Origin of the sequence: Blautia sp. AF19-13LB, assembly GCF_003479105.1 — a bacterium.
In the GTDB taxonomy this organism is placed as follows: Bacteria; Bacillota; Clostridia; order Lachnospirales; family Lachnospiraceae; genus Fusicatenibacter; species Fusicatenibacter saccharivorans.
Window position 1 is genome coordinate 43032 of sequence record NZ_QUGO01000018.1, and the last position, 15710, is coordinate 58741.

The 15710-nt window shown below is 44.3% G+C and carries 18 protein-coding genes and 1 riboswitch; of the genes, 1 reads left to right on the forward strand and 17 read right to left on the reverse strand.

Annotation, left to right across the window (positions count from 1 at the left end; all coding sequences use genetic code 11):
* Positions 1-84: 84 nt before the first annotated feature.
* The 17 genes from DWX32_RS15710 to DWX32_RS15795 all read right to left on the reverse strand — a co-directional run bounded on the left by DWX32_RS15710 (position 85) and on the right by DWX32_RS15795 (position 15183).
* Positions 85-2493 carry an ABC transporter permease gene (locus tag DWX32_RS15710; protein ID WP_117686259.1) on the reverse strand — a complete coding sequence of 803 codons (2409 nt, stop codon included), beginning with the start codon at positions 2491-2493 and terminating at the stop codon, positions 85-87.
* An 847-nt stretch (positions 2494-3340) separates the two neighbouring features.
* The gene (locus DWX32_RS15720; protein WP_223385983.1) at positions 3341-3826 is read right to left on the reverse strand and encodes an NUDIX hydrolase; all 486 of its coding nucleotides are present in this window, start codon (positions 3824-3826) and stop codon (positions 3341-3343) included.
* A 2-nt stretch (positions 3827-3828) separates the two neighbouring features.
* Entirely contained in the window at positions 3829-4485 is a 657-nt protein-coding gene (locus DWX32_RS15725; protein WP_005361145.1) for an HAD family hydrolase, read from the reverse strand.
* Positions 4475-5116, reverse strand: coding sequence for a thiamine phosphate synthase (gene thiE, locus DWX32_RS15730; protein WP_077326105.1), 642 nt, complete (start codon positions 5114-5116; stop codon positions 4475-4477). The genes DWX32_RS15725 and thiE overlap by 11 nt, the downstream gene beginning before the upstream one ends.
* An 11-nt stretch (positions 5117-5127) precedes the next feature.
* Entirely contained in the window at positions 5128-5931 is an 804-nt protein-coding gene (gene thiD / locus DWX32_RS15735) for a bifunctional hydroxymethylpyrimidine kinase/phosphomethylpyrimidine kinase (RefSeq protein WP_004611583.1), read from the reverse strand.
* Positions 5928-6602 (reverse strand): TenA family protein, encoded by a 675-nt coding sequence (locus tag DWX32_RS15740; RefSeq protein WP_118535721.1) that lies wholly within the window; start codon positions 6600-6602, stop codon positions 5928-5930. The genes thiD and DWX32_RS15740 overlap by 4 nt, the downstream gene beginning before the upstream one ends.
* 223 nt (positions 6603-6825) lie before the next feature.
* Positions 6826-6925, reverse strand: a riboswitch (TPP riboswitch).
* A 57-nt stretch (positions 6926-6982) separates the two neighbouring features.
* Entirely contained in the window at positions 6983-8392 is a 1410-nt protein-coding gene (locus DWX32_RS15745; protein WP_118535723.1) for a relaxase/mobilization nuclease domain-containing protein, read from the reverse strand.
* Between the two features lie 88 nt (positions 8393-8480).
* Complete coding sequence (locus DWX32_RS15750) at positions 8481-8771, reverse strand: CD1845 family protein (protein WP_117567363.1); 291 nt, start codon at positions 8769-8771, stop codon at positions 8481-8483.
* An 85-nt stretch (positions 8772-8856) separates the two neighbouring features.
* Positions 8857-9201: a plasmid mobilization protein gene (locus DWX32_RS15755; RefSeq protein ID WP_117468891.1), complete on the reverse strand. Its 345-nt coding sequence runs from the start codon at positions 9199-9201 to the stop codon at positions 8857-8859.
* The gene (locus tag DWX32_RS15760; protein ID WP_118427316.1) at positions 9198-9896 is read right to left on the reverse strand and encodes a hypothetical protein; all 699 of its coding nucleotides are present in this window, start codon (positions 9894-9896) and stop codon (positions 9198-9200) included. Before DWX32_RS15760 ends, DWX32_RS15755 begins: the two co-directional genes overlap by 4 nt.
* Positions 9896-10816, reverse strand: a complete 921-nt coding sequence (locus tag DWX32_RS15765; protein ID WP_117504575.1) for a DUF4316 domain-containing protein — start codon at positions 10814-10816, stop codon at positions 9896-9898. Before DWX32_RS15765 ends, DWX32_RS15760 begins: the two co-directional genes overlap by 1 nt.
* 13 nt (positions 10817-10829) lie before the next feature.
* On the reverse strand, positions 10830-11423 hold the full coding sequence (locus DWX32_RS15770) for a hypothetical protein (RefSeq protein ID WP_182438755.1): 594 nt from the start codon (positions 11421-11423) through the stop codon (positions 10830-10832).
* 193 nt (positions 11424-11616) lie between these two features.
* Complete coding sequence (locus DWX32_RS15775; RefSeq protein ID WP_117567357.1) at positions 11617-11985, reverse strand: cysteine-rich VLP protein; 369 nt, start codon at positions 11983-11985, stop codon at positions 11617-11619.
* Between the two features lie 5 nt (positions 11986-11990).
* A complete protein-coding gene (locus DWX32_RS15780) occupies positions 11991-12374 on the reverse strand; it encodes a hypothetical protein (RefSeq protein WP_117567355.1) in 384 nt (127 codons plus the stop codon).
* Positions 12371-14479, reverse strand: coding sequence for a DNA topoisomerase 3 (locus tag DWX32_RS15785; RefSeq protein ID WP_118427312.1), 2109 nt, complete (start codon positions 14477-14479; stop codon positions 12371-12373). Before DWX32_RS15785 ends, DWX32_RS15780 begins: the two co-directional genes overlap by 4 nt.
* 3 nt (positions 14480-14482) lie before the next feature.
* The gene (locus DWX32_RS15790) at positions 14483-14608 is read right to left on the reverse strand and encodes a DUF3789 domain-containing protein (RefSeq protein WP_081017347.1); all 126 of its coding nucleotides are present in this window, start codon (positions 14606-14608) and stop codon (positions 14483-14485) included.
* Between the two features lie 65 nt (positions 14609-14673).
* The gene (locus DWX32_RS15795) at positions 14674-15183 is read right to left on the reverse strand and encodes an SLOG family protein (RefSeq protein ID WP_117514300.1); all 510 of its coding nucleotides are present in this window, start codon (positions 15181-15183) and stop codon (positions 14674-14676) included.
* 149 nt (positions 15184-15332) lie between these two features.
* Between DWX32_RS15795 and DWX32_RS15800 the strand changes: the two genes are divergently transcribed.
* Positions 15333-15647 carry a helix-turn-helix domain-containing protein gene (locus DWX32_RS15800; protein ID WP_005361112.1) on the forward strand — a complete coding sequence of 105 codons (315 nt, stop codon included), beginning with the start codon at positions 15333-15335 and terminating at the stop codon, positions 15645-15647.
* Positions 15648-15710: the final 63 nt, after the last annotated feature.

Here is a 15710-nt window from a genome sequence, read left to right on the forward strand (position 1 = left end):
CCTCACTTCCTTTGCTTCTTGTAGATAGTATAACAGGCAAATGTCCTTTGTTGCAGAAAACACAATTTTCTGATAAAGGAAAATTTACTCCATTGTTTTAATGCGCTCGATCACAGGATGTCTTTTGCTATATCGTACAGAGAAAACGGAGTAAGCGGCCAGTATGAAGAAAAGCGCTACAAAACATATGCTTATTTCTAAAACTGGAAAATGATAAGTCAATGTCCCGAATGTCCCAACCTGATTGAAAACTTTGCAAAGTACAAATCCTGTTAAAGTTCCAATCGTTAAAGTTAAAATAGCCGTACCAGAAACATAATAGAAACATTCTGTTTGCAGCATTTTGGAGAATTGCTTACTGCTCAATCCCACAGACTGTAAAATACCAAATTCCTGCTGTCTTGATATAATGTTTGTCATTAGCGTGTTGATAAGGCTGATTAGTCCAAAAACAGCAATGAAAAATACCAATCCGTATAACGGCATTTTTATGTTATCCATTTCCTCTTGCAGATAAGTAATAATATCGCTGATACTGAAAACTTCTATACCTCCACGATTTTCCGCCAACTGGAAAATCTTATTCTCAACTTCTGTAAGCTGATCTCTTTCCACATCTACAATGCAGGTTATGTTGAAGTTGGAAACATTTTCTTTCATCATAGGTAAGAGTTCCTGCGGAAAATAGAAAGAAGCTGAATCCCCACCGAGATTAGGAGCTTTCCCAATCCCCATTACAGTAAATTCTTCCCATTGTCCATCCGCTGTTTCCACTTTGACTATATCGCCAATTTGAGGAGTGTAATTATAATAGTCGCTTAACAGCTTGGCGGAATTATCTACAATAACTCCTTTTCCGTTGATAAGTTTCTGGCGGTCTGCGGTTCCCTCAATTAGTCCTTGTGAAAAGGCCTCGTACTGATTTTCGGGGATTCCAATTTGGGTAAAGAAATGGCTGTTACCATCCTTGAAAGGAGTGGGAAATTCCATATTTGAAACACAGCCCTGTATAAATTCAATATTCTTTACGCCATCCATATCTGAAATCGTTTCTTCCAAAACTTCATCCAATGGATTTTTCGTTTGAAGTGCATTGATCCCGGCGGGGCGATCTTCCGCATTTGTGTTGGCGGGATCAAGGGAAAGTACAATGTCGCCATTTGCAAATTGCTGTTTTGCCATGCTTTCTACATCAGTTGAATTAAGGTAGGTGGCGGCACACATCAGTAAAACTCCGGCAAATCCCAAAGACAATACGGTTAGTATAGCTTTTTTCTTGTTCCGGGCAAAGCTCATTCGGGCAAGCGAAGATGGCGTAATTTTTCGATGTTCGATCCGCGTTTTTTCTGTCGCCGGTGTATCAGTCGTATTGATTCGCAGCGCCTCAATAGGCGATACCATAGAGGCTTTCTTTACAGGGGTATGGACAGCAATTTTCAAGGCAATTTCTGTAACAAGGGCAATCACAACGGCACATTCCAGTGTAGTCATCCAATGCCAGCCGTCCGGGACGAAACAATAGCCCAAAACACTTCCCAATACAACACCGATAGGAATTGCAGCACAGGATAACAAAAAACTTTCTTTTCGCACGATACGCTTGATCTGAACCGATGTAGCCCCCAGCACACGCAGTCTGCCATATTCATGTGTTTTCCCGATAACAGAAATGTAGAACAGGCTGTAAATAACCAAAGAACAGGCCAGTACAATTAAACTGCTTGCTCCGATAATCACCAATAGCTCCAGCGTGGATTTTTCTTCTGCCAATCCAAAGTAGGTAGAGCTATACATAACATACTGTTCAGGTACACCGCTTTGTTCCGCAATTTCGTTTATCAGCAGTTTCAAAGTTTCGCTGTCCATATTTTCGGTATTTTTCACGCGAACCAAAAGATCGTAACAGTTTGCTTTTTCATACCGGCTATATAAGCCATCCGATACAATGACTTGATAAATACGGGACGCATTACTGCTTTGAATAATGCCGCAAACATGATATGTCTGATTTTTTCCAAAAGGCATATCCAGTGTAACGGTTTGATCCAGTTGAACCGGCAACCCTAAATGCTCCAAATAGGACTGTTCCACAATGATTTCATTTTCTGCCTCCGGCATTTTTCCCAGCAAGTCAGTAACGCCTTTTAGTTCAAGTGCATTTTGATCTCTGTAATACACATCCAAAGTATAGTCATTGATACGGCTCGTTCCCATTGCAGCCTCTTTGCCGACTGCTTCAATCTGGTTGTTATGTTCCAGTTTTTCAAAGACGGTACTGGTACTGTTAATAAAGCTGCCCTGATAGCGTCCTTGCAGATAAAGCCTATTTTCACGGTCTGTTCCGAGATTATATAGTGCTAATACCATCATCAAACTAACTGCAAAAGCAATCGTTATGATAATAAACGCATTGCGTCTTTTATCCGCTTTCATGCTTCGGTCTGCTAATTTTTTTACAATGGCGCTGGTGTCATTCTCAAAAGGCCATGTCATAGTTGTATCACCTCCATATTTGATAAGGCCATTGTAAACCCCAAATGTCCGCGAAATGTTACAGCGGACAAAAAATTTTATTTTTTTGCATTTCTCTGTTATAGCAGTTCAAAATAATAACTCTATTATAGGCAGTTATCAAAGGTTTATCAATGCGGCAACTGTAAACAGATTCTCTGCCAAAGACTCTTAAAACTACTGGCAAGCAATGCAATCTTACGTAAGATTGCGTATTTAGCAGAAATCCCGTTTCCGGAATTCCTGCTAATGCTTGTTGGTGACATATCCCCAAACCCCTGAGATCATTGCCGGTGGCAATGGCTGCGCGTTCCGTTGGAACGCTGAAAACCAAAAGCAGACAAATCTTATTGACGGGATTTTTCTGTGCTGCGCTGCGGTTGTGGTGGGGAAGAAATCTCTAATAGATATTCCACATTGGCCCGAACATTATGAAGTTCTTTCATATCATTTTTGGCCTGCTTATAGGCAGAATAGGCTTTCCGTTTTTGTTCCAGAAGATCGGTGTATTCCTCTCGGAGAGATTTGACAGAGGGGAGCTTTTTGATTCCCAGTTCGTCAAAATGATTCTTCGCTGTCTGGTGCAGTAAGATTTCCGCCTCATGTGCAACACGGAATTAAAAGGCTGAGCGCCAGCGGAAAAGATACCTCCTGTCTACGCATTTAGGGCGTTAAAAGTCCACGGAAATCAAGGGTTTTTCCGCATGGCAGGCAGGCAGGTGGATAAAGTTATCCTGTTCCCCGCAAAACGGGGTTCTAAATGCGGGAAAAATGACAAAAAAGAAGCGCCAGATGCAGAGGCTTTGATACCTCTGCGCCCGGCGCTTTTTCAGCCTATTAGCTGATCTACATAGGTAATTAGAGGGTGCAGATGTTTCAGGCGAAACATCTCAAATAACTTATCTGGATTTACCCATTGAACATCCACAACTTCTGTTTCCTGTAAACGCATTTCTTCAATCTTTATATCCTTATGAAATAGCCAAACATCGTAAAAATCCTGCACATTTTCCCGTCTGCTCTGATAAATCAATTTTTCACTTCCGGGAGTAAGCAGTATTCCTAATTCTTCTTTTACCTCTCGGATTGCTCCTTGTAAACTGGTTTCCCCGGAAAGTACAGAACCACCCGTACATTCCCAATAAAGAGGGTATTGCTTTTTCGGATGCCGCTGTGATAAAAGATACTGCCCCTGCTGGTTGACGATCCATACACTCACAGATAAATGATACAGCCCTTTGGGTATGATTTCTCCACGGCACACTGTTATTCCAGACTTTTCCCGTTTTGCATTATATAAATCCCATTTTTCCATTTTCATACCTCTTTGTGTGGGATCGGTGCTTGCCGAAAATCAAGTAAGTAAATATCCGCAATCCTTTCTATTTCTGTACGCTGATCTGCGGAATACTTATCATAAATCCCGCCTGCTAACATACGGGCTGCCTTTGCGCTTTTAATTGCTGGAAGCACATCATCAAACACAATACAGTGTTCAGGTGCAACCCCTAATTTTCTTGCGGCCAATTCAAAGACATCCGAATATTCTTTTCCCCGCTGAACCTCATCTGTTGAACATAGAGCGTCAAATAATTCTAAAATAGAATTGTTCTTTAAGCATGGAATATAGAGCTTTTCCGGCAACCCCGTAGCAACTGCAAGTTTTATTCCATGTTCTTTTAAGCGCAGAAGATAATCAAGGGCATGGGGCAGCAGACCGACATGGTTACTGTATTCCTCGACCGCCATATTATTCCATTCCTCAATAATTCCCTCTACCGTTTCCTGCAATCCAAAAAGATCAATGGTATATTGTGCGGCTTCCTCAAAACTCCTTGCACATATTTCAGTTACATAATTTTCCGGGACGGGAAGATTTCTCTTTTTCAAAAACTGAATATCTATATGCTCCCATACATCCATTGAATCCAGAATTGTTCCATCTAAATCAAAGATTGCCGCATTAAAATCCATTTTTCTTTTCCTTTCCGCAAAATAAATCTTTCAGTTCCGCAGCAGCAGCTTTTATATCAGACTGCGCTATGATGGCAGATACAACAGCCAGCCCGTCAATTCCCATGGGCTTGAAACGCCCTGCATTTCCCTTATTGATACCGCCAATAACAACTATCGGCAAAGAAACGGCTGCGCGGATTTTCTGTAATTCTTCCATTGATACAGAATCAGCGTCGGTTTTAGTTCCAGTAGGGAACATTGCGCCAACTCCCAAATAATCCGCACCATCCTGTTGTGCCTGTATTGCTTCTACAATGGAAGAAGCAGATACCCCCAACAGCATATTTTCTCCTATTACTTTGCGGACGGCAGCCGCAGGTAAATCATGCTGTCCAATATGTACTCCCGCAGCCTGCACAGCCATTGCAATATCTATTCTGTCGTTTATGATGAGGGGAATATGGTATTTATCCGTAACCTGTTTCACGGCAACAGCCTGATTGTAAAATTCTAATGAGGACAATTCTTTTTCTCGGAGTTGTATCATTGTGCAGCCTCCTAAAATTGCCTGTTCTACCGCTTCTGTCAGGCTATCGCAGCTCATTAGTTGACGATCAGTAACAAGATAAAGTGTATAATCAAAGTTCATTTTGCACCTGCCTATTCTTTAGATAAACCATGCTGATACAATTCGTAGAAATGGTGCGTCGGGCCACAGCCTTTTCCAATCGCAAGAGAGTGTTCGATTGCCATTGTGACATAAGCCTTTGCAGATTCGACTGCAAGCGGAACACTTTTTCCCTTTGCAAGCTGGGAAGCGATTGCAGAAGAAAAGGTACAGCCTGTCCCATGAGTATTTTTCGTATCAATGCGGGATGTTTCAAAATGGTAGAAATTTTCTCCATCAAATAGGACATCAACAGCATTTCCTATATGATGTCCACCCTTGACAACAATCGCCTTACAACCCATGGCATATATTTTTCTTGCGGCAGCCTCCATATCTGAAACTGTGGAAATCTGCATATCCGCTATTTTCTCTGCCTCTGGAATATTTGGAGTAAGTACATCGGCAAGTGGAATTACTGTGTCTATCAAGGTGGAAACCGCCGTAGGATTCATCAATGGGCAGCCATTTTTGGCATACATAACCGGGTCGATTACAACATTTTGGGGCTTATATTGTAATAGTTTCTTTGCCACCGCTTTCATACATTCTGGTGTAGAAAGCATACCGATTTTTACTGCGTCCACTTCAATATCTTCAAATACGGCGTCAATCTGTTTTTCAATCATATCCGGGGTAATATCTTGGATGTCGATAACACGGCTGGTGTTCTCTGCAACAACAGAAACAATAACACTCATTCCAAATACACCGTGAGCAGAAAAAGTTTTCAAATCAGCCTGAATACCTGCACCTCCGCTGCAATCTGATCCGGCAATGGACAATACTTTTTTCATTTTGCATTTTCCTCCATTCTCTCGTTCCGATAGGCCATCTTCCAAAAAGCAAGCTCTAACAAACTTGCTTTTTCAAAAATATCAGCCAGATACTTTTTATTTGCTACTGATAACCCGGCACATTTATGCTCTGCAAAAGCAGACCATTCTTTGCAGCTTTCTGCATATTGTTCATCCGCATGATCTTTGATAAAGTCCCAATATCTTGACTGTCTGCTTGTAGGAACAGCCGCCAATTTGCGGAATATATAGCTGTAACTTAGCATACAGGGAAGAACCGCCATTAAAATTTCTTCATTCTTTCCATGTGACGCAATCTCAAACATGAAATCAATGTAATTTTGATTTTCAGGCAGAGGAGCGATCAGTTCAATATCATTATCCGTCATGCAAAATTGCTTTAGATAATCCAGACGCACTTCTGATTCCGTATCATTTACAAAATTCAGCATGGAATAGTAAAGCTGAATTTCTCTTAATGTATCAGCATGAAAAATTGCCTTGCCGTATATACGGGCATAGTTTTTCAGATAGATACTATCCTGAATCATATATCTCTTGAACTTTTCAAGAGGTAGCTTTCCAGTTTGCACTTCCTGCACAAATGGGGTAGCTGCACATTCTTCCCAAATGGGGATGTTGCGGGTTAAAATGTCTTTCATAAATGCCATGTTTGTTCCTCCTAAAATAAAAAAATAGAGCCTCTAAAACAATTAGAAGCTCTTTCAGACGCAATACGAGCGTAAGAAATTGCTTCCCTACGCCGGTATTAGCCGACAGGTCCAGAGGTCAGGTCTTACCTTTTTCAACTTGTTCAGTTCCCTCGCAAACACATATCATATCTTATTCAATTAAAAAGGACATTCCCAAAACAGAGAATGTCCAAAAAATACGAATCTGTATTCTTTAGCTCCCTGCGTTGGTATTAGCCAACAGGTTCAAACGGTCAGGTTTTAACCTTCTCAACTACAAGGTAGTCCCCCTGCTTGAGTATTATTATAGTTAAGAAGTCCAGGAAAGTCAAGGTCTATAGAATTCAAGTTAGCAAACCTTATTGACGGGATTTTTCTGTGCTGCGCTGCGGTTGTGGTGGGGAAGAAATCTCTAATAGGTATTCCACATTGGCCCGAACATTATGAAGTTCTTTCATATCATTTTTGGCCTGCTTATAGGCAGAATAGGCTTTCCGTTTTTGTTCCAGAAGATCGGTGTATTCCTCCCGGAGAGATTTGACAGAGGGGAGCTTTTTGATTCCCAGCTCGTCAAAATGATTCTTTGCCGCCTGGTGCAGCAGAATTTCAGCTTCATGTTCTGTTCGGAATTTTTTGCTGTACCCGGCTTTGCGATATTCTACATAGACAGCCCGCGTTTTCGCATAGTTTACGATCTGTTTTTGCAGCTCGGCATTGGCGTTCATTTTTGACTCCAGATCTTTGATCTGAACGGATAAGGTATTGAAATTAGTGGTAGTGGCGTTGGCTTTTTCCAGAAGATCCTCATAACCCATATCGCCATGTTCTTTTAAGTAGAGCACTGCCTGAGAAAGCTGCTTTAGGTTGAACACTTTTGCCCAGCGCTCATAACCAGGGCCCTTGCCGGAACGGATTGCAACTTCAATATCAACCAGCAATCCAACTTTGGAAACCGTTTTTTTAGAAAAGGCATGGCGGGGTTTTACTGTCCGTGTACCGGCAATCCGTTCTTTGATGGCTTGTTCTGTATAATCGCCTTTGAGCGTATCGCATCGGGTATAATTTTCTTGTCCCGGAACTCGGAACCGAAGATGTTTTCTTTCACGGTTGACTTCCAGCCCAGCAGTTTCCAGCTTCTGTAGAAGTTCCTCAAAATCTTTTGGCTTTTCCTCTAATGCAGCATCAATAGCAATGCGTATCTGCTCCTGAAAGGAAGGCTGCTTTTTATTTCCCAGCCATGTGCCATAATGCTCCCGGCTGGGTTTCGGATTTTCTACAATCGAAAGTCCATGCTCCAAACACAGCTTGTCATTCATTCGCCGGATTGCCCAGGTAGAACCCCAGAAGTTGCGAAATTTTTTCTGACAGTCCAGTGTAGTAGAGTTGATAATGATGTGATTATGGACATGGTGCTTATCCACATGGGTGCAGACAACAAAGGCATGGTTTCCTTTTGTGAGCTTCAGTGCCAGCTCCCTGCCGATCTGATTAGCTTCTTCTGGCGTAACTTCGCCGGGCTTAAATGCCTGACGGAGATGGTAGGCGATCACATCATCTGCACCCTGATTTCTGCCGGTCAGATTTGCATACTGTCGTTTGGACAGAAGAAACTCTGCATCAGCAAGCCGGGTATCACACTCATAGCCATAAATGAATTTTCCCAAATCGGTTTTCTGCGGATTTTCTACATAATCAATAATATCTGCAATCGCAGTAGAAATATCCCGGCCTTTTCCTATGTGCAGCGGCATCAGTCTTGTGGTCGCCATTTTCGTCACCTCCTTAACTTAATTTCAATCAGAGAAGTTATAATTGCAGAAAAAGAGCGGGGCTGCCTATGCGCCCCGCCAAATCTGCTTAACCAAATATAAAATCCTTTAAGGCACTGTTTGTCCCACCAATGATCCCTACCAGCCATGCAGCCGCCAGAGGCAGACCGTATGGACTGATAAGAAAGGCGATCATAAGCCAGGCAAGACCCGGCAAAAATCCTGCGACAAAGAACAGCACCAATGCTGCCAAAAAGATGATCCCGGAAAGAATCCCAAGTACCGCACCGGAAAGGACCACCAAAAATTTACATACCAGATAAAGAATTCCCGTAACCAGCATAAAAGGAAGTGCCAGTAATTTACCTATCAAACGCATACGCTTTGCCTCCTTTCAGAAGGGTATCTGCCCTTATAAAAATTTTACCGTGACGGCAAAAAGAAAGCAACGGCTTTCCGGATGTTTATGAAATGTTTGCAAATCCCCGGATCAGTTTGTCCATGCCATCCCAAAGGCTGTCCAGACGGGTGCGGATGTCCTCTATATCTGCGGCATAAATATTGCCGGTCTCATTGGCCCGTCTGGTATATTGGTTTAAGTTATTGGAACAAATGCGGAGAAGCCGGATCATTTCTTGAATGTCTCCCATATCAAGGTGAATGATGTAACCGTCTACGGCCATCTTTCGCAGATATGCCGACAGATTGGTAATGCCAAGTTCCGCCATGCGTTCTTTTACCAGTTCGGCCTCCGCTTCGGACATGACAAATTCGACGCGGACAGATTTTTTGTTATGCCTGCCCTTCATCGTTCCAACCCTCTTTTATGAGATGAGACCTCCTGTGTTGAAACCACCGTCTTTGCTCTTTTGAGTTTTTCCCGCAAGGTGGTCTTTTCCAGCTTATCAAGATATTCCTCCAGATTTCCGGCTGTCGCATGATAGCTGCGTTTGAAGCGTTCCCGTTTTAGGATCATCATCAACTCCGGCTCATTTTCTGGCAGATACGTCATTGTTTTAGGTGCTCCATGCTCTGGCATAAGCCGGTTCATAAGCTGTCTCCGTTCCTGATAGGGAATCGTGATAATATTTCCATCCTCAAATGCAACGGCTACATTTCCGATTGGACAGGTCAGTTTTTTCATCCGTTCCACATGTTCTCTGTAATTTAGCGGATAGAGATCGCCAAATATTTTTCCGTCCCTGACTTCTTTCAAAGAGATAGCATAAGCCAAAACGGGATCATTTGTATGTTCCTGGTAAAACCGCCACACTTTGTTTTCATGGCTGCCCTCCAGATAAACTTCCCGTTCACGCAGGGTATAGGTTCCGCAGGGGCGTGACATCCAAAGAAGCTGTTTATCCTCTGAACGGTCTGACACAGCCAGTTTTGAGATCAGTTCTTTATCCAGGTCAAAGTCCTCTTTATAATGTTGGGTATGAAGATCTACGATACGGGAAAGAGCACCCAGAAGATCTACATCCTCAAATCTTACCCCAGCCATCAGCGTTCCCTTTCCGGCACCGGAGGGATCATCTGCCTTGCTTCATGCTCCGGTTTATCTGCTTTCAGACGGTCCATCAAGGACGGCTTTGCTTCCGGCACCAGCTCCCGGATTTCTTCATCCGTCTGTCCATCTGTCAGATCCGGACGCACAAGAGGTTCGTTGTTCAGCCTGCCATCCAGCATATTGTAGTTGCCGGTTTGTCCTTCCTCATAAAGTTCCGCATTGCGAAGATAACTTTCTGGCGCTTGAAATGGCTGTCCGGCAAACAGGATTTCTCTTTGTGTGGTAAACTGTGCAAGGACGCCATTTTGCAGTCTCGCAAATTCTTCATACTGGCGCAGGGTAAGCCCTCGTTCCAGCATTTCCGTCTGGGTATGCGCCCAGCCTTCTCCATAAAGAAAATAATACATGTCGGGCTGATCACAGACAAAGCACAGGGAACCATCCTGATTGTCATAGTAAGATGGCTGCATATCCTGACAATGGCAGCGTTCCTCACGCCCCAAATACACACGGTTGTCCGCACCCAGCATAGCGACCATGCCTGCGTAATTACTATGAACCGCAGAGCGGATTTCTACCAGCGGATCTGTTTGAGAAGGAATCTGTCTGCCCGGAATCTCATTTTGTTTTTCCGATGCATCATTTCTTGGTGTCACTTCTTCATGGCTGCGTGCATCCAGCTCCGGTTGAGATGTTCCTTTCCGAACAGCACCGGGTTCCGGTTCTTTTTCTTTCACATAGTATCGGACATTTGCTGTCGTATGCTCGTTGGCTTCCTTTGCATAGTTTTCAGCATCGGCTTTGCTATCAAATTCCAACGGTTTTCCATTTTCCTTGCACCAGCTTTGTGCCGGTCCGAAAATAGAAGTGCTGCTTCGTACCGCCCATACACCATAGGTCAGTTTCTTTTCCATTCCGCATCCCTCCTTATCGTTCCTGCTGTTTGGAAGTTTGCTGCTTTTTTACCGGGTCTGCCGGTTTTGTTGCTTTTAGCTGCTGACGGAGAGAATTCTTATGCTCCGGTTCGGAATCTGTGATGTTGACATATTCGCCAATGATACAGAGCGCTTCTCCATAACTGCCGGAAGCAAATACCCGATCAGACATTTCTTTTGCCTGTTCTTTCAGACCATGCTCCCGCAAAGTACGGGAAGCAATACCCAGCAGATTAAAAATGTTCCCATCTGCTCCGATCAGTGGACAATCCGGTTTATCTGCCAACGCTTCCGGTGTTTCTATAAATCCGCCTAAATAATTCGGCACAAAGTCCGACAGCCATGTGCCGCCATAGACTTCATGGGTCTGTAAACGCCACAGGGCAAGTTTTCCTATATCCAGTTTCACATCATCAAACGGGTAAAGCAAACAGGTCAGTTCTCCGTGCTGAAAAGCAAACACATTCTCAAACTGACTGCCATCTTTCAATATGCCTGCCTGTGTCAGCATTTCATTGATTCCGTCTACCCATTCTGTCAGATCCCCGCCACAGCCCTGTAAAATCAGTCCTTCCTTATCCGGCATGCGGCGAAGATCCTCCGCAGTAATCGTGTTGATATTCAAAAAAATCGCCTCCTATCGTTTTTGTTAAAATATATGTTTTGTCCGCAACTTAACCTCATTTCAAAGCACTGGAGTATTCTTATACAGCGCCCTTGAAAACAGGTGCAAAAAGCCCTTGAAAATCAAGGACTTTTGGGGCTAAGTTGCGTACATATCATAGTTGGTTTTGCCGCTTCCGGCGTTTGCGTTCCCGCTCGGATTTCCGTCTTGCATAGATCCGGCAGGCATCAGAACAATATGCCTGGCTGGTTATAGGAAGATACACTTTTCCACACACAGGGCATATTTTCTGTCTCATGGAGGTGTCCTCGCCGGTAATGGCTGATTCCAGTGCTGCATCCACCGGCAGCACCGCTTTTTCAAAGTACCTGCAATAAGCACCGGTCCACCATTTATTCAGCATATAGCAAGGACTGTCCAAAGGAAGGCAGATCTTATCCTGAGAGTCATAGTTGGCGCAAAGCTCCGTAACCAGCTTTCGGATCGCAGCCCGCTCCGAGCGGTTCAATTCTCTCTCTGCCATAACGCCTACCTTTCCGGGGCACTTCTTTGCCGGCCGCTGGAAAATCCGGTTATATCAGTAACATTCCTGGACTGTGAAAGGGCATCGGCAATAGAGTTCCGCTTTTTCTGTTTTGGTTCATGGTAAATAAAAAGTTCGTTTTTCCCCGGCACATACAACAAACCATTTTCTTCGCACCGGAAAATGTCACATTCTTTGTCGGTTGCGACGGTATAAAAGTCTTTGTAATCATAAGGTGCTTTTTGCCGATCCTGATAGGTACACAACCCTAAGTTGAAGTCACTTGCCAGCCGTTTCGATATGACGAAAAAGTCGCCTTCTTTTTTGTGAAATTTTCGTATGGGCGTGAAGTGATAACCGCCATATTCAAAGGTTTTTCGGTCACTCATTTACGCCTGCCTTTCTTTACGGGAAATTCCAGCTTGAAATTCACATATTTACCGCCGGTATCATCCAGGATCACTTCCGCATCATAGGTCTTTCCTGTTTTTTCACTGTAAAGCCCGGACATAGAAATACGGCCCTCTTTCAAAAGAGCCGCTGCCACAGACTTTGTGATGGACTTTTTCTTGCTGGAAAAGAAACGGTTATCTTTCCAAAGAGCAAAAGAACATTCCCTGTTGTCGCAGAAAAAACCTTTCTTTCCTTCATATACCGGGGCTCCGCAGCGAGGACATACCCCCACGGCTTCATGTGCAGTTTCTCTGGAAGAAGGGAACAGATCCGCAAAACGTTTCTCCGGGGCGGTATGTTCTTTTACCAGCGTCCGGCTCATATCTGCAATCTGATCCATAAAAGATGTTGCCGACAGTTCGCCATGTTCCACTTGTTTCAGCATAGATTCCCATTCTGCAGTTAAAATGGGAGATTTGATATTGTCCGGCAGGACTGCGATCAGGTTCCTTCCTTTTTCCGTAGAAATGAGCTGCTTTTTCTTTCTCTGTACAAATCCGGCAGAAACCAGCTTTTCCAGTGTTGCCGCACGGGTAGCCGGAGTACCCAATCCTTTACGCTTGGCATCGTCCGGCATATCTTCCGCACCGGCCGTCTCCATAGCGGACAGCAGCGTGTCCTCCGTATAATGTTTCGGCGGTGAAGTTTTCCCTTCACGGAGACTTGCTGACACAGTTTCAAAAGTCTGTCCTTCCTTCAGCACAGGGAGAGCGGCATCTTCATTTTCTCTGTGTTCCGTTTCACTCTGCCTGATACTCATACGGTGAATCCGTTCCACCTCTTTCCAGCCGGACTGTAAGATGGTCTTTCCTTTTGCCGTAAAAGTATATCCCTGGCAGTCTAACATAGCGGTGACCGCTTCAAACCGGTTTGCCTGCGTTGTGGCACAAAGCAGTCTGACGGCAAGCAGGGTAAGCACATCCCGCTCCCCGGAAGGAAGCTCCGACAGGTCTGTCCGTGCAATCTCCACAGTTGGGATGATGGCATGGTGGTCGGTCACTTTGCTGTCGTCTGTTACCCGGTCAATGTCCGGCTCTCCGGCGCAGCCTTTTCCAAAGGGCATATTGTCACGCAGCCATAGGATCAGGGAAGCGGCGGTTGCCTGCATGTCCTTCGTCAAATACTGGCTGTCCGTTCTCGGATAGGTTGCCAGCTTCTTTTCATAGAGAGATTGCACATAATCAAGGGTCTGTTGAGCCGTATAGCCATAAATACGGTTACATTCCCTTTGCAGAGTTGTAAGGTCATAAAGGCGGGGAGGCTGTATAGTTTTTACCTGCTTTTCCACAGAACGCACAAAAGCGGAGTTGTGGTCACAGTCCATACGGATTTTTTCAGCCTCGGATCGTTCCGTCATTTTTTCGCCGGAAGCAGTAAAACCTCCGCAGGTGATTTCCGGCACATAAAAAGGCTTACTGATGAAGGATTCAATATCCGACTCACGCTGTACCAAAAGTGCCAGTGTCGGTGACATAACACGGCCGACATTTAGGGTGACACCATACAGGACAGAAAAAAGCCGGGTGGCATTGATCCCGATCAGCCAGTCGGCTCCTGCCCGGCAGACCGCCGCATCATAGAGTTTATCGTAATCACTGCCGGGACGGAGATGGTCAAAACCCTCACGGATCGCCGCATCCTCCATACTGGAAATCCAAAGGCGTTCCATAGGCTTATTACATCCGGCATATTCATAGACCAGACGGAAGATCAGTTCTCCTTCTCGTCCGGCATCCGTAGCGCATACCACGGAATCCACCCGTTTGTCCTTCATCAATCGGCACAAAAGGGCAAGCTGCGTTTTCTTATCCTTTGGCACTTCATATTTCCAGTTTTCCGGTAGGATCGGAAGATCCTCATACCGCCATTTGGCGTACTGTTCTTTGTAAGCCTCCGGCTGTGCCAGTTCCAAAAGATGTCCCACGCACCAGCTCACCAGATAGCCGGAACCTTCGAGATAACCGTCTTTTCTTTCCGTTGCGCCTAATACTGCTGCCAGTGACATAGCAACAGAGGGCTTTTCTGCAATCACAAGTTTCAATTTTTATTCCTCCTTCATAGTTTCAAATTCTTTATCCGCAAGTTTTCCGGTTTGCATAAGACACATCAACATAACGCCGGAAGCCATTCCTCCGGCAAAGGTAAGGAAATGTGAAATCAGGTTCCACATAAGCATTCCTCCTAAAAATGGGTAAAGAAAAACGCCCACTTCAAAGTGAGCGCATCAACAGGTATCTATTTTGTTTTTGGTTTCAAGTGATCCGGCAGGACGATTTCTCCAACTGGGATTTCCCGCAGTTCCTTCTTCATCCGGTGGGTAAAGCGGATCGTCTTTGCTATACCTCCGGTTTCCCGTCCGTCATATACAGCGATCACTCGGTCGGAGTGTTCCACCATATAACGATTTCTGTGGGAGTAGACGCTTGGGAGATATTTTTCCTGTATCACAACAACATCCGCACAAGCCTCCAGCAGTTCACGGGTTCTTGTTTTCTTATTTAGGCTGTCCAGACGCTTGCGGTAAGGGATCACTGCGATCAGCTCCAGTGCCGGGGTGGTCTGCTTTCTTTCCAGCACCAGCTCCACAAAATACTGGTCTACGCCATCTGCAAAACCGCTCATAAAACAGGTGAACCCATCTGTAACAGCAGCATCGATCTCATGTGCCAAGGCTGTTTTTATTTTGTTGATCTCATTCTGCGGTAAATCCCTGTGTCCGGTAACACAGCAAGTTTTTCCTTTCATCGGTCATCCCTCCATCTGATAGGTAAAATTCTTCACTTTTCATATAGTAATAGATTTAATTTAGCAAGTCAACGATAATACCCTTTTTCCTTTTGCGGATAATAAAGGGGCGTGAGGTACAATCTATTACAGAATGGGAGGTGAAGGCGATGTATGAAGATTTTGTCCCGGAACGATTAGCGAAACTGCGGACACAAAAAGGAGTTTCCGCACGCGATATGTCTTTATCGTTAGGTCAGGCAAACAACTACATCAATAATATTGAGAATAAAAAGTCACTTCCCGCTATGCAGTCTTTTTTCTACATCTGCGAATATCTGGGTGTGACACCGCAGGAATTCTTTGATGAAGGAAATACCTACCCGGAAACCTTAAAGGAATTCATTGCAGAGGCAAGACAGCTTGATCCTCAATCCATGCAATATATCCTCGGTATTATGAAAGAACTCAATAGCAGAAAGTAAGCGGTCACGGTAAAGGCCGCTTTTTTCGTGACTTTCTTTATTATATTTTATAATGTTCTCGAA